16 protein-coding genes are annotated in these 14,942 nt (G+C 46.6%); 8 read left to right on the forward strand and 8 right to left on the reverse strand.

Annotated elements, in window-relative coordinates; all coding sequences use genetic code 11:
- The first annotated feature begins 85 nt into the window (after positions 1–85).
- From ygfZ to ACJJIB_RS15860, 3 genes are all read left to right on the forward strand, one after another.
- Entirely contained in the window at positions 86–1,126 is a 1,041-nt protein-coding gene (ygfZ, locus tag ACJJIB_RS15850; RefSeq protein WP_444886805.1) for a CAF17-like 4Fe-4S cluster assembly/insertion protein YgfZ, read from the forward strand.
- A gap of 347 nt (positions 1,127–1,473) precedes the next feature.
- A complete protein-coding gene (locus tag ACJJIB_RS15855) occupies positions 1,474–2,022 on the forward strand; it encodes a hypothetical protein (RefSeq protein WP_444886806.1) in 549 nt (182 codons plus the stop codon).
- A 247-nt stretch (positions 2,023–2,269) separates the two neighbouring features.
- On the forward strand, positions 2,270–2,833 hold the full coding sequence (locus ACJJIB_RS15860) for a hypothetical protein (protein WP_444886807.1): 564 nt from the start codon (positions 2,270–2,272) through the stop codon (positions 2,831–2,833).
- 177 nt (positions 2,834–3,010) lie between these two features.
- Here the strand turns inward: ACJJIB_RS15860 and ACJJIB_RS15865 are convergent, their stop codons facing one another.
- Positions 3,011–3,748 carry an SDR family oxidoreductase gene (locus tag ACJJIB_RS15865; protein ID WP_444886808.1) on the reverse strand — a complete coding sequence of 246 codons (738 nt, stop codon included), beginning with the start codon at positions 3,746–3,748 and terminating at the stop codon, positions 3,011–3,013.
- 69 nt (positions 3,749–3,817) lie between these two features.
- Here ACJJIB_RS15865 and ACJJIB_RS15870 point away from each other — a divergent pair, with 69 nt between their 5' ends.
- Entirely contained in the window at positions 3,818–4,753 is a 936-nt protein-coding gene (locus ACJJIB_RS15870) for a LysR family transcriptional regulator (protein WP_444886809.1), read from the forward strand.
- 260 nt (positions 4,754–5,013) lie between these two features.
- Here the strand turns inward: ACJJIB_RS15870 and ACJJIB_RS15875 are convergent, their stop codons facing one another.
- From ACJJIB_RS15875 to ACJJIB_RS15905, 7 genes are all read right to left on the reverse strand, one after another.
- Positions 5,014–5,814: a hypothetical protein gene (locus ACJJIB_RS15875; protein WP_444884211.1), complete on the reverse strand. Its 801-nt coding sequence runs from the start codon at positions 5,812–5,814 to the stop codon at positions 5,014–5,016.
- A gap of 332 nt (positions 5,815–6,146) precedes the next feature.
- Positions 6,147–6,869 (reverse strand): uracil-DNA glycosylase, encoded by a 723-nt coding sequence (ung, locus tag ACJJIB_RS15880; RefSeq protein WP_444884210.1) that lies wholly within the window; start codon positions 6,867–6,869, stop codon positions 6,147–6,149.
- Between the two features lie 2 nt (positions 6,870–6,871).
- A complete protein-coding gene (locus ACJJIB_RS15885; protein ID WP_444884209.1) occupies positions 6,872–7,462 on the reverse strand; it encodes a uracil-DNA glycosylase family protein in 591 nt (196 codons plus the stop codon).
- A complete protein-coding gene (locus ACJJIB_RS15890) occupies positions 7,463–8,398 on the reverse strand; it encodes a YjiK family protein (RefSeq protein ID WP_444884208.1) in 936 nt (311 codons plus the stop codon).
- A 353-nt stretch (positions 8,399–8,751) separates the two neighbouring features.
- On the reverse strand, positions 8,752–9,687 hold the full coding sequence (locus ACJJIB_RS15895) for an esterase-like activity of phytase family protein (RefSeq protein WP_444884207.1): 936 nt from the start codon (positions 9,685–9,687) through the stop codon (positions 8,752–8,754).
- A gap of 11 nt (positions 9,688–9,698) precedes the next feature.
- Positions 9,699–10,181 (reverse strand): YajQ family cyclic di-GMP-binding protein, encoded by a 483-nt coding sequence (locus ACJJIB_RS15900; RefSeq protein WP_252082598.1) that lies wholly within the window; start codon positions 10,179–10,181, stop codon positions 9,699–9,701.
- A 14-nt stretch (positions 10,182–10,195) separates the two neighbouring features.
- Positions 10,196–10,732 (reverse strand): YaeQ family protein, encoded by a 537-nt coding sequence (locus ACJJIB_RS15905; RefSeq protein WP_444886810.1) that lies wholly within the window; start codon positions 10,730–10,732, stop codon positions 10,196–10,198.
- Between the two features lie 86 nt (positions 10,733–10,818).
- Between ACJJIB_RS15905 and ACJJIB_RS15910 the strand changes: the two genes are divergently transcribed.
- From ACJJIB_RS15910 to ACJJIB_RS15925, 4 genes are all read left to right on the forward strand, one after another.
- Positions 10,819–11,433 (forward strand): LemA family protein, encoded by a 615-nt coding sequence (locus ACJJIB_RS15910; RefSeq protein ID WP_444886811.1) that lies wholly within the window; start codon positions 10,819–10,821, stop codon positions 11,431–11,433.
- 17 nt (positions 11,434–11,450) lie between these two features.
- Complete coding sequence (locus ACJJIB_RS15915; RefSeq protein ID WP_444886812.1) at positions 11,451–12,212, forward strand: TPM domain-containing protein; 762 nt, start codon at positions 11,451–11,453, stop codon at positions 12,210–12,212.
- Positions 12,212–12,823 carry a TPM domain-containing protein gene (locus tag ACJJIB_RS15920; RefSeq protein ID WP_444884203.1) on the forward strand — a complete coding sequence of 204 codons (612 nt, stop codon included), beginning with the start codon at positions 12,212–12,214 and terminating at the stop codon, positions 12,821–12,823. The genes ACJJIB_RS15915 and ACJJIB_RS15920 overlap by 1 nt, the downstream gene beginning before the upstream one ends.
- Before the next feature lie 365 nt (positions 12,824–13,188).
- Positions 13,189–14,940: a hypothetical protein gene (locus ACJJIB_RS15925; RefSeq protein ID WP_444886813.1), complete on the forward strand. Its 1,752-nt coding sequence runs from the start codon at positions 13,189–13,191 to the stop codon at positions 14,938–14,940.
- Positions 14,941–14,942 lie beyond the last annotated feature (2 nt).

The raw sequence follows: 14,942 nt of genomic DNA on the forward strand, positions 1-14,942 counted from the left end.
AGTATACCTGCTAGCTGAGCAAACTTGAAAAGGGGCGCTGTAATCCCCAATTAATGCCACCAAGACAACCGGAGGTGGCAACACTATGGACCAGCAACAGTGGCAGGATTTTCTCAGTAGCGAAGGCGCCATTTGGGAAGGCGGCAGGGCCCACTTCCCCCTTACCAGCAATGATGACCGCCAGGGCTTACATCTTATCGACCTCGGCCCCGTGGGCGCCGTTTCAGTAGTAGGCCCCGATAGTCAGAAGTTTCTGCAAGGCCAGCTCACTTGCGACCTTGTAAATCTACCCGACGGGCACAGCACACTGGGTGCTCACTGCAACCCCAAGGGACGCATGATCAGTGCCTTTAGTGCCCTAAAGCTCTCCCAGAGCGAATTTATACTCCGCCTACCCCGCAATCTCGCCCCAATCGCCCAGCAGGCGCTGGCGAAGTACGCCGTATTTTTCAAGGCGGAACTTAGCGACATCAGCGATGACTCCCATTGGCTAGGCCTACAGGGAGAGGGTGTTGCGGAGCAGGCGGCACAACTACTGGGCTTCGAGGCCCCTTCTCCAGGCCAGGTAGTGACTTTCGATTTCAGTGGCGAGCGCTGTATCGCCCAATCGGTCAATGAGTTCCAATTGGCTCTGCTTAGCCCCAGCGATAAAACACAACAACTCTGGCAAAAACTCTCTCCCCATAGTGAAGCCACAGGTTACGACCAGTGGCAAAAGGGGCAGATCGAAGCCGGCATCCCCCAGGTTGATGCCACCACTTCTGAGATGTTTATCCCACAGATGACTAACCTGCACCTACTTGGCGGTGTGAGCTTTAAAAAGGGATGTTATACCGGCCAGGAAGTTGTCGCCCGCATGCAGTTCCGTGGCGCCGCCAAGCGTCGCCTATACCGTGCAAAATGTGAGGGTGGTGATCTTCCAGCCAGTGGACTGGAAATTTTTGCCGACGGACAACAAAGCATCGGCAATCTGGTTGAAGCCTGCCACAGCGAAGAAGGCATAGAATTGCTCGCCGTACTGACAATCGCCAAAATTGCCGCCGGCGAAACCTTAAAGTTGAAAGATGGCCGTGCCCTGGAGATTCAGGATTTACCCTACGATGCTGATGCCGACCCCTTAGCATAAGGCTAATTAACCGGCTGATTCACTTTTGGCAGATAGACCGGTATACAGTTCATACCGGTCTCAGGCGGAAAACACCTTTCCACACGACCTTTAGTCAATGTTTATAACCATTGCCTCCATAGACCTGATAATCCGCTCAGACATTAGGCAAAATACTCACAAAGTGACATTCCCCGTCGCCACTTTCACATTCAGACCATTAATCAACCAGCACCTACCTAATACGACCAAAAGCTTTTCACTTAAAACAAGGTAATTACTACTAACCCCACTAAAACACTTTACCTTCTTTCCACTAGTCTTACCCTGCTATATCCCATGTAAATACAGGGAAAGGGGTGACTCCATTGAAAGAGATGAATCAAATTATTGTTGCGCTAGAATCCTGCATCGTATTAGCTGGCTTTGCCGCCATCGTAGGCACCCTCCAACCCAAGAAAAACAGGAAGATCACTAAAGGAAGAATTGTTTCCCTTGCGATGATAATTTATATCGGCTTGGTCAACGCACTCCTCGCCGCATTCACCCTAACACTTGCAAATTTTGGGATTAGTGATCAAACCCTATGGTCCACAAGTAGCTTTGCCATGTTCTTGGCCACAACCTTCTCCATAAGTTATTTATGGATAAAAAAGCGTCTAAAAACGGTATCCAGAGCGGCAAAAATTATCTATTTTGCACTCTTTGGGGGCGCTGGGACCATGGCTTTTATCAATTTTTTGAACGCCTTTGGAATCGGCTTTAACAGAGAATATGGGCCTTACTTCCTATCCTTCGTTTTTAACCTATTTGTTGTAGGCTTTGCCTTCTCACGGCTACTTATGCGCCCCCTATGGGAAGTGGTAAGAGAAAACGAACTGCAGCGCGCACGAAAACAACAAATTAATACGCAATGAAGGGCCTAAATCTCACACCACAACATATAAACCGTCGAAACATGTAAAAACTCAACCAAAATAAAAAGTGCCATCAAAGAATAAAACGCCCACGCCTCAATAAAGATTTTGCACTAAAAATTTCGACATTTTCAAAAGAAAACTGAAACCCCAAAAAGACAGCAAGTCACTAAAAAACATAAACTATCCTTTACACACCGATAAACCTCTCACAACATAACATCTCTGCCCAGGGCGCCAGCGGAAGATGGATACACTGCCGGGACAAATTGAACAACTGCTACATATTATCGAAGTATCCATTATTCTGGCGGGCTTTGCCGCTATGGTTGCGACATTTCAGTCAAGAAAGATGGAAAGTATCTCCAGAGGGCATGTCGTCTCCCTCGCCATGATTGTCTATATCAGCTTGTGTAGCGCCCTACTTTCTGCATTCTCTCTTGCCCTGTTAAATTTTCATGTCGAGGCACGATATGTCTGGTCTATCAGCAGCAGCATCATGGGAATTGCTACCATGGGTTTTATTGTCTACCTATGGAAAAAAAGACATTTTAAATTTGTTTCTCCCGTAATGAAATTCACCTATTACGGTCTCTTTGCTATAGCTTCCTCCATTGTTATCATAAGCACCCTAAACGCAACTGGGATAGTTTTCAAAAGAGGGTTTGGGCCATATTTCCTTGCTTACATATGTAATTTGTTTTTTGTCGGCTTCGCCTTTGCCAGGCTCTTAATGCGGCCTTTATGGAAGTCGGTTGAGAAGAAAGAATCCAGCCAGCTTCATAGCGAGCGCCTAAGAAGGCGCCGTTAACCACACAGGGAAGCCTCTGAATAATTCATAAAAAATTATTTTCTATTAAATCCAAGACCTAAAAAAATCTGCTGCACAGTAAAATCAACAGTCATTCAAAAACCAAAGACCCCATACCTATTTTTCAAATAATAGATATGGGGGCTCTGAAAACTACCCAGCTGTAACTTCAACTATTTACCAAGGCTGTTCTTCACCAAGGTGAATAAATTGACCGTTAGGACCGTCACTATCAATCAAGGCAAGCTCCACAACAGTTCTCGCCCCTTCGGTCACATCCATTGGTGCCGCGCTGGTACCCAAATCGGTTTTAACCCAACCTGGGTGTGCGCTGTTTACCTTGATACCGGTATCTGCAAGACTTTGGCTCAAAGAAACTGTAAACATATTAAGCGCAGCCTTTGACGCATTGTAAGCGAAGGGCTTCACTGCACTCCAACCAGAGTTCTGGTCAGCGTTCACAGCTAAAGAACCCAGAATACTACTCACGTTCACGATACGGCCAGCTTTACTCTTCTTTAGCAATGGCAGAAGATCTTGCGTTAGACCAATTTGAGCGAATACGTTAATACTAAAGGTGGTGTTCAGATCCTCCTGCGAAACTGTTTCACTATTGTTCTGGCCCCACTCCCCCTCAACGATAACACCGGCATTATTCACCAGAATATCCAGCCGACCATATTGCTCCGCAATCTTTTGAGCAGCTCGTGCCCTATCTTCAGCTTTGGTAATATCCAGCTCAATAATATCAATTGGTGCCACCTCACCATTCCAAGTAGCTTGAACGGCCTCCAATTTCGCTTTATCTCGACCAGACAGGATTACTTTGACTCCCTGGTTAGAAAGCTGCTTGGCAGCCTCAAGACCAATTCCTCGATTTGAACCGGTGATCAATGCAATTCGATCGTTAGACATGGTAAATCTCCTGTGAGTTAGGTTGCTTCAAACACAGGAGCATTCTATTATTCGAGAAAATGGAAACAATTGTATAAAAAGAAAATGAATATTCGCGAATTGGAAACAATCAGCCTTAGAACTTTATCTGTTTTTGTCCATGTCTGTAGGACATTAAACCTATCGCTGGCTGCAGATCAGCTGGAACTTCCTAAATCAACGGTTAGTAAGGAGGTTTCAAGACTGGAATCCCACCTAAAAGCCAAACTATTGGATCGTACCACCCGGCGTGTTGCACTGACAGAAGTGGGGGCTATTGCCTATGACCGGGCTCTGCATTTGATAGAAGACTTTAAAACCATGCAAAATGATGTGCTGGTAATGGATCAGCAGGTCCAAGGCTTATTGCGAATCTCAGCCCCGCCAGCCCTGGGTGAATTTCTCTCCAAGAGAGTTTTACCCACTTTTTTGAAGCGCTGGCCAAAAATTACCGTCTCTCTAAACCTCACTTACGACTTTGAAGACCTCTTCTCCCAAGGCATTGACCTCGCGTTTCGTGTTGGCGACATACATGATGAGCGCCTGATTTCCAGAAAGCTTGGCAGTTCAACGCGAATTCTCGTAGCCAGCCCTGAATATCTCACCACACAGGGAAAACCACAGCAGCCCAGCGACCTAATAAGCCATAACTGCCTGAGATTTCAATTTAACCCTGGAGATACCGAGTGGGCGCTAACCTCTAAACAATCGACAATGACTTTGCCCGTTAATGGGAATTTCTTTTGTGCTAATATTTCAGCCCTGAAAAATGCGGCAGTCAATGGGCTGGGAATTGCGCAATTACCAATCAACAATATTATGGAAGAGTTAGGAAAAGGCTCACTCGTTAATATTCTTCCAGACTGGCATGTTCCACCAATGGACATTCATGCCGTTTACCGCCAGGGACTAAATAAACCCAAGAAACTCGCTGCATTGTTAGACTTTCTTAAAGAGGAAAAAAATTTATTTAATTGGAGTATCTAGCAGCATGAAGGGAATCCTATACGGTCAACCACCAATCGCCCCTCACCTTTATCGCCACCAGAGTATTCCTTAAGAGTATTTGGGGCTGAATTTTTAACCTTATCTCAAGTAACATTACAATAACAAAAGCCCTTAAAGGGCTCCGCCCAAAATCACAATCCCAATAGGCAAAGTTCTTTGCATTTAGAGCCTCTCAGGAAAACACCCAGAAAGCCTACTCTTCTAACAACAAGCATCGAAATCAACTAAATACCAAGCTCTTAGATTTGACAGGAAGACTCTATTCTTCTCACCTTCTCCACAGTTGGAAAGCCTGTCACCAACCCCCTAACCGTAGATTTTGTGACAGCAAATAAAGATTTATTGTTTTTAAGGTGTCTGACTAACTCTTTTAAAGGTTTCCCCTTCTGGCACAAAGCCTGCACAGCCGAATAAGTCCCATGAGACCATATACCAAAAACTAAGCATATACAGCTATTTTTATGGTAAGGATTTTCTGCAAAAAAGATAAATCCGTAATCTTCGGTGATTGATCCTTTTAATGTATTCGACCTATAAACACTCTCATCAACCTCATCAAAAGCAGATCGACCCAAAAAATCCATCTTGAATTTTGCATCTAACTTCCTGGTAAGCAACAAATCACGACTCACAGCATTTACAGCTGGACCTCCAATGCAAATAAAACTTTCTTGATCACCGACAAAGTTTCTGGAATCATGACAAATTACTTTTTTTCTTGGAAAGGCTTTTTCAATAGCCTCTTTTAGAAGCTGCATCCCAACAGCCTCATCATAAGGCAAAAACAACACATTATCCGGAATCTGGCTTTGCCTACTGGCAAAATCAGAAAAAAGTGTTTTTTGCTTTATTAGAGGAAGCACCACATGAATTTCAGAGTCAGAATCACTAAAAAAATTAGTCCACAAACTTCTAAAAGCACTCGTATCAATTGTTTTCTTTAAAGCCGCCCCCGAACCAATAAAAATTGTAGTGAGAAAGGCTTCCATAAATGGCGCCGAGAGAAAATCCAAAATAGAATCGGCTAAGTCGGTCAGCATTAGCGGCACTGGCTCCCCCCAATTAAGTCGTCAGATTCATAAAGCTTTCACGCAGCACTAGCCATACATATGAGATTAAACTTCTCATAAGCCCTGATAAAAAACTGCAATATTTCAGCCAAAATCATTATAGACAGTTTATAAAAAAGCAGATAACCCCCATCTGTGCGAGAGAGCCCTTCAGGCACTTAAATACACCAACGCAAAGGTTTTACCTTAAACACTGACAAATACTGTTCAACTTAATTGACCTAATATGCCCAGCCTACCCTTAACGATCGCAAGCTGGGTATTTATTTTTAGAAATGATTTTTATCGAAGGGGGGCAGCTATTAGACTTCTACAGCAACTCTTTTTAACTGATTTTCTTCTGGCAGGGCCCATTCAATGGGCTTTTCACCTCGCTGCTGCAACCAGTGGTTAGCTTGAGAGAACGGCTTAGTGCCAAAAAAACCACGATGCGCTGAAAGGGGGGATGGGTGAGGGGCGCGTAGTACCAGGTGCTTTTTGCGATCAATAAAACCGCCTTTCTTCTGTGCGTAACTACCCCAGAGTATAAACACTAGACCTTCACGCTGCTCGGCCAGCTTATGGATAGCGGCATCGGTAAACTGCTCCCAACCGCGCCCCTGATGGGCACCAGCTTTACTATCCTCTACAGTGAGGGTGGCATTGAGTAGCAGCACTCCTTGTTCTGCCCAGGGTTGTAGGCAGCCGTGGTGCGCTGGAAGTATTCCCATATCAGAGTGCAATTCTTTGTAAATATTTTGTAACGATGGCGGGACTCGTACGCCGGGCATCACAGAAAAGCATAAACCGTGCGCCTGGCCTATCCCGTGATAGGGGTCCTGCCCCAAAATCACCACTTTCACCTGATCAAATGGGGTGGAGTTGAAAGCGTTAAAGATCTGCCCACCGGGTGGATAGATGCGCTTACCAGCCTCTTTTTCTCCCCGCAGAAACTGACGTAATTCCGCCATATAAGGCTTCTTGAACTCCTCGCTCAGCACATCGTACCAGGAGGGGTGAATCTTAACTTTTTCCGGAACCGGCATTATCAAACCTTCAGAATCTTTTTTACGTACTTTTGCAACTCGGGCACCACAGCCTCTTCAAACCAAGGTCTTTGCCGCAGCCAAAGTGTGTTGCGCGGGCTCGGGTGGGGCAAAGGGAAATACCCTGCGGGCAGGGCATCGCGGTAATGGCGCACATTCTCTGTAATATTGCCATACCAATGCGGCAGGTAGTGTCGCTGGGCGTATTGTCCCACCAACAGCGTGAGTTGCAAGTGAGGTAGCTGTTGCAGCAAGCGCTTATGCCAGGTGACAGCACACTCCGGGCGCGGTGGCAAATCTCCTCCCTTACCTCGCCCCGGATAACAGAAGCCCATGGGAATAATGGCAATCTGGGATTCATCGTAAAAGATATCCCTATCGATCGACAGCCACTCGCGCAGACGATCACCAGAGGGGTCATTCCATGGGATACTGGTGGCATGAACCTTAGTTCCCGGCGCCTGACCAATGATCAACAAACGAGCAGATTCTGCCGCTCGCAGCACCGGATTGGCTCCCAGTGGCAGGTGATCCTCACATAGACGACAAGCGCGTATCTCCTCCAATAAGGTTGGTAACCTCTCGACGACCACCTATTGCGCCCCTTCGGGATAAGCTAGATGTAACAGAAGCGCCCTGCGATCTTGAGGGTCATGTATACGACTGATATTGTCGTTGTCAAATACTATAAAAATGCCCGTATCGCCCACTGCCAACCCATCGCCTTTGCCCCCAGTGCGGGATACTTCATAGCCCAATTCAGAAGAGTTCTCTTGCTCCCAATAATCCAGGCACCATTGCGCCTTCAAGCTAGGTAATTCTCTCCGACATACCGCAGACGCATTGGGCTCCAGAGTAAACAGCGCGCCATCATAATAGGACAAACCCGCCAGGTTCTCTGATTGTCCGCGAAAATTTAGCCCCTCTACAGCCGGCGGTGTAAAAATTTGCACTCCCCCCTTAGGGCCAAGCTTAACTAAAGCACGGGGATCACGCTCTAGCACCATCCAAAAATCATCGCCAACTTTCTGTAAGCCTACGCCTGATAGATTGTACCCCTGCATATAGCCCTGAGCCTTAGCTGTGGTCGACCACATATTTTCCAGCCAACGGCCCTGCCCCTGCATATCAACTTCGGCAATGCGGTTGTAGCGCTCACTCAATAAATATAAATTATTATCTACACAGCTGATTGCTTCAAAATCCATTGCCGCTGCCGGTCGGGTAAGATCCAATAAAAAGTACCATACGTTTGTCGGCCGATCTTTCTTTGGAACATTCAAACCAGAGAGTGTGACAAAGGGCTCCAGCTTGGCATGAACACCCTTTAAAACGATCTGATAAACTTTCTCTGACTTTTTATCTGAAATAGTAAGAAGTCTGCCATCACAAAAAGTTAAACCAGAGAGGCTCAACCCTGCGCTGGCATTTACCCAATAATGCTGTACTTTTTTAGCGGGAATAATGTCAGCAGCCATCGCTGAAGGCACCAACAAACTGATAAAGAAAAATAAAATTCGCTTGATCACGTTTTTTCCAATCCATCGAGAAATGAATGAACTAAAAGAATAATTAGTGATTTGGCGCATTCTTAGATCTTCTAATTCACCGTTTACCTTTCAGAGAAATGGAAAAGTCTCTCTCCATAAAGCCGCTGCCAACATACTCTAGATCGCTAATCACTAGGAAATAGCATAGCCACCATAATACCCATCGACAATTTTTGCGCTACAAGGAGGATAATACGATACCCGATTTAGGAGGCAGACTAAACTCAAGCCAAAAGTCGGCAAATAAAAGGAGTGGAAATGAAAAGAGTTCGACGCCGAGCGCAATAAACGTGACGCCGAAATTTATCGGCATAGTGCCAACAGAGCTGCAATTAATTTGCCATTTCCGGCATTGCAAGGTGTAGCAGTAACGCGCGCTTATCTTCAGGCTCTTGCGCACGGCCAACATTGTTATTGTCCAGCACCACAAAAATGCCCTTCTCGCCCACAGCCAATCCCTCACCTTTTCCATAGCGGGTTTCCTCATAAACACGCTCTGGAGACTCTTCAAGCGAGCGATAATCCAGACACCACTCCGCCCGTAGACTGGGCAATACTCTGCGACAAACTGCGTGCGCATTGCGCTCCAAGGTATAAAGGGCGCCGTTAAAGAAGTCCAGGCCGGCTAAATCCTCAGAGCGATCAGCAAAATTTAAACCCTCTACCTGTGGCAAAGTGAATGCGCTAGCTTCTCCATCTGAATCCAGCTTCAACAGGCCCCTTGGCTCACGCTCCATCGCCACCCAGAAAGTATCGCCAGCTTTTACCAGGCCCTCACTGGAAGCGTTGCTCTTTTGTAAGAAACCTTGAGATTTGGCTTCACCCGACCAGATATGCTCTTGCCAGCGCGCATTCCCCTCTGGGTCCACCACGGCAATGCGATTGTAATGCTCACTAACCAGAAAGATCTGATTCTCACCACAACTAACGCCCTCAAAGTCCAGATCTTCTGCGGGGCGGAAAAACGCTTTAAAGCTCTCCCAGACATTAACAGGCTCGTCACGTTCCGGCACTCCTAGACCACTCAAACGCAAAAAGGACACCAGATCGGCGGAACCTTCGCTGAGCTCTAATGAGTAAACCTCTCTAGAATTCTTATCGGAAACTGCCAGCAACTTGCCAGCACAAAAGCTTAGGCCAGAAATATCCAGACCTTCGCTATTATCCACCCAATAGCTGGCTTGCAGCTTGGCGGGGGAAATCTCCACTGCCGCCAGCAAGGGGGAGAACAGCACGATAGCAATGCCAGAGAGATAATTTTTGATCACTGTGTAACCATTTAATCGCGGAAGTTATTAAATTGCAGTGGCTGTTCCAGTTCCTTACCACGAAGTAAGGCAATTACCTGTTGCAGATCATCGCGCTTTTTCCCGGTAACCCGCACCTGTTCACCCTGAATAGCCGCTTGCACCTTGAGCTTTTCATCTTTGATCAGCTTAACGATTTTTTTTGACAATTCTTTGTCCAGGCCATTCTTTAGGGTCACTCCCACTTTAACCAGCTTACCAGACTGCTCTTTTTCACCTACATCCATAGCCAGCGGATCGATATCACACTTAATCAGGGCACCACGCAGCATATCCACCATTTGGTCTACTTGCATATCCACCTCGGCACGGACCACCAGAGAGAAATCGCTCATCTCCACTTCCGCATCCACGCCTTTAAAGTCAAAGCGATTGGTAACAGTGCGGTTTACCTGATCCACTGCGTTAGTCAGCTGGTGCTTGTCGACTTCAGATACAATGTCAAAAGAAGGCATTAAATTCTCGGCTCCTATTTCCAGATTTGCGGAGTAATCTCCGTATTGTGATCGTTATCGGCCAACCAAATATGGCCGTCTTGAATGGTGATACTGAAATCCATATTGCGCTCAACCATCTGCGCCAATTGCTCAGTCGTGTCCGCAGCAAGATGGAAAACTCTAAGGTTGTCAAAACGTTCGAGCTGATTCTCCAGCTTTTGCCACCAGATCGGTGCGGCACGACGCCCGTAACTGTATACCAAAACCCGCCCGGCACGGTTACAGGCCTTGCGCAAGCGCTCCTCGGCTGGAAGACCCACTTCTACCCATAGGTCGATTTCTCCACTGAGGCTCTTTTGCCATAAATCCGCCTCCTCATCAGATGAGAGGCCTCGGGTAAACTCCAATAAATCGGATGCATTGTGTGCAAACGCCAATAAGCGCACCATCATACGCTCATCTGTTTCTGAAGGGTGGCGCGCCAAGGTCAGCTGATGTTCCGCATAGTAGTCACGGTCCATATCGGCTATTTGCACCTTGGCTTTGAAAATTGTTGCTTTTAGTGCCATTTCGGCTCCATCTCTACGCCACCTTCAGCACTACAACTGAGGCGGACTATTCTTGGTTGGTTTACGGAAGAATAAGGATATTCCGCATGACCTCTGCTACCGGCAACAGCCTGCCAATTTGGCGCTGCACCATGCTGTGTCTGATGGCAAGTCTCATCAGTGGCTGCGGCGTAAACAATATCCCCTCCTATGACGAACAGGTAAAAGCCGCCTGGGCTCAGGTGGAAAACCAGTACCAGCGTCGCGCAGACCTAGTGCCTAACTTGGTGAAAACCGTTCAAGCCTATGCCGGGCATGAACGGGAAACCCTTCAGGCCGTAACCGAGGCGCGCGCCAAGGTGAACTCACTTCAGCTGGACAGCAACCTGCTCAACGATCCGGCCAAATTACAACAGTTCGAAGCCGCACAGGCACAACTCTCCAGCGCCTTGTCACGGCTGCTGCTTGTGGTCGAGCGCTACCCCAACCTCAAAGCCAATCAAAACTTTCTCAGCTTGCAATCCCAGTTAGAAGGCACCGAAAACCGCATCAGTGTCTCGCGCCGGGATTATATCCAGGCAGTGCAGCGCTACAACCGTGAGATTCGCACTTTTCCCGGTCGTATTTGGCACGCACTCCTATATCGAGATATGTCTTTGAGGGAGACCTTCCAGGCCACTAGCGAAGAGGCCGAGAAGGCTCCGGAAGTCAATTTCCAGTAGGCCGCCGGGAAACCCTTATGACACGCTCCTTTCTGACCTTGTTGACGCTCATTGCAGCATTACTGGCTTTGGCTCTATGGGCCGAGGTACAGCTCCCCCCTCTATCCGGGAGGGTGGTGGATAAAGCTGAGCTACTAACCGCCGAAGAGAGATACAAACTTACAGAATTGATTCAGCAATACGAATCTGAGAGCAGTAACCAACTGGTGGTGGCCACCCTCCCAGAGCTCCAGGGTATCACCATAGAGGAATATGCCAATCAATTGGCAAGAGAGTGGAAGCTGGGCCACAAGAAGAAAAACAATGGGATTCTCTTCTTGATAGCTCCCAAAGAGCGCAAGCTCCGAATTGAGGTTGGCTACGGCCTCGAAGGCGCTCTCACCGATGCGCTATCTGCCAATATTATTCAAACCAAGGTTCTGCCGGAATTCCAGAAAGGGAGTTATGCCGGTGGAATTAATGCCGGCGTGAACTCAATTATTGCCGCCACCAAGAACGAATATGTGGCCGAACCGATCGAGACCAAGGAGGGCCGACGCCTGGCCTTTGTAGTTGGGCTATTTCTCTTACTGGTAATGCTGCATCTATTTGGTAGCTCGGTCCTCAGCTCACCAATTCATGGGCGTAATTATAAACGCGGTCGCTTTGGCGGCTACTATGGTAGCGGAGGCTTTGGTGCGGGGCACCCTAGAGGAGGCTTATCCGGGACTGGCACAGGCGGTGGATTTAGTGGAGGAGGTGGCGGATTTGGCGGAGGAGGTGCTTCGGGAGGATGGTAATGCTTAGTAATAGCTATCAACGCCAGGTGGCGGAGGCCATCAAAGAAGTGGAGACCCAAACCGACGCGGAGTTGGTAGCTATTGTCGCGCGGGAAGCCGATAACTATTTGTATATCTCCACCCTTTGGGCTGCCTTCTTGACCCTGCTGTTATCGCCACTATTCCAATTCCTACCCTGGTGGCTCAGCTTTCAGCAAGCCTTTCTGCTACAGTGGGTTCTCTTTATCGCGCTGGCAGTACTGTTTCGCTGGCGGCCGATAACCATGCGCCTTGTACCCAAAAAGATCAAATACTGGCGCGCCTCAAACCTAGCCCGCCGTCAATTTCTTGAACAAGAACTACATAGCACCAAAGATCGACTGGGTCTGTTGATTTTTATTTGTGAAGCGGAGCACTATGTAGAAATTCTGGCAGATCGCGGCTTGGCTCAGCATGTATCCAACGACAACTGGCAGGTTATTATCGAGCAATTTGTACGGGAAATTAAGCGCGGTAAGGCTGGGGAAGCACTGTTACTCTGTATTTCACAATGTGGAGACTTATTAAAAGATGCAGCCCCCTGTAGTGTTGTGAAAGATGAGTTACCCAACCACCTGATTCTAATTAACTAACCTAATTTACTGCCCTACTTACCCTTCAGGCGTGATTTTAACGCCACAATACTTCTATACCTACGCTTTAACAACTCCTTCTACTAAGCTGCAGTAAAGGAGCAATAATCCCTATGAAAAATTAAAGCTTATGGTGATTATGTACTTATAAAAACCATTAAAAGCAAAAACAAACAAGATAAAAACAAAGTCATCCACGCCAATTTAACAGGACTTGCCAATCAATATTAAGCTTAAAAAAATATGTCAAATAAAAACCTCAATACCCGTATAAAAGCACCCAGCTCACAAAAAATTCCAGTGCCAAATACTAGTTACTCCTGTAACGACGGTGATCCCTCGCAACCAAAAAATTAGAAAACCTAATGAGAAAGATCTTAATTACAATTTGGCTATTTATATCGGCTTCACTGTCCTCCACTATCTGCGCCGATTATATCAATCTCACCGGTGCGGAGACTGCACCAAATATTGCAGAAATAGAGATACTCAATAACAACCTTTATATCAGCCTAGAGATTTCTGCAGCTGATGCGAACGCGTTTTGGCCGGGAATACCACCTACGAAGAGTATTTATGAAATAGCTAGACTTGCTCTTGCACAAAAAGAGATCGCCATTGAGGTGCACTCCCCAGAGGGTAAAATTGAGCCGACTATAACCTCTGTCAGAATTGCCGAGAGAAAACCGAGAAACTCACCTTTTGCGGGAAGAATAGATCCAAGGACAGGCCTGCTAAGGCCGAATTTTCCAGCCGACAAAACCATACTGTTGGCAGATATCGAGTTTCCAATAAAAGGCTTGAGCAATCTGGAAATACGTCCACCACTGGATTCCGATGGGGCTGTCTTAGCCACAATAGGATTTACCAGTCAACACGGCCACACATCCGTAAGCAGTTTTCAATATTTGTCTCAAATAGAAAAGCTGAAAATTGATTGGGGAGATCCTTGGAATACTCGCTTTGAAAACCAAGCTATAAATCGGCACAATCGCTACCCCCTTAGATCTTTCCTCTATGTGGAACCTCGCCAGGTTCGCCACGAAATTTTATTGCGCCCAAGAGATTTATTACAATGGACCGAACAACCCTTTGATGCCTGGAAGCCCCTTACAGCCAAGCGAAGAAAAGAATTAAGCGCAACTACAGAGAAATTCCTACAGAAAAAAAATCCCACTAGTATCAACCAAACGCTGGTTGAACCTATCAGCACAGAAACAGTTTTTCTCAAGGCAAACGATACAGGCTTTACCGCAATAGGAGAGCATGAGCGAATCGAGATAGGTTCATTACTGATCGGTTACCGGGAAAAATATCATGTTAAGGAGCTACCACAAAGTGTTACTATCGACTGGAACCTCTTTACAGAATCCATCAAATCAGTTCCCACACTAATACAAGATCCGGCAGGTCCTTTCCCAACGCATGTTATGCCGGACTTTCCCGACATTCAATGGCGCAATTATTTATATGATTACCGTGCTCCCAATAGTGATCCAATCCCTATTGAGAATACCATAGCGGCCATACCCATGGCGGTGCTTTTCTCCTTCTGCTTTGCAGTATTTTTCATTCTCACCCTGCGAAGCAAAAAGGTTGAGACAAAAAACAAACATCCGATACTCTTTTACGGCATTGTAATTATTTGTGCCGTACCCATTTATTACACTCTTCCAAGTGAACTGCGCATCCCCCTGCCCGGCACCATAAACAAGCAAGAAATAAAAGAAATTACCGAGACAATACTTGATCGTCTTTCCGCTGCCTATGAAGAACCTCAAAGTGAAAAATTAAACGATCAGCTTGCCAATCTAGTAAGCAGCGAAAAATTTGATTTTACCGTCGAAAACTTGTCACAAGTTTACCAACCTCTAACCAACAGCGGCAATAAGGGTTCTATTAGATCTATCCGTGACCTGGAAATTGAGCATGCAGATCAAATGGTCCTGAACGGAAATAAAACTTTCAGAATTGTTGGAAAGTGGCATTCAATGATTGAAGATTACAGCTGGGGACATATGGAGCAAGTACCGCGAGAAACTCGAGCAAGTATAGAAATAACCCAATCAGACAAGTATTGGAAGATATCCGCCTTTACACCACTATCTATACGATAAGG

This window comes from Microbulbifer mixtoriginis (SeqCode), from assembly GCF_052467705.1.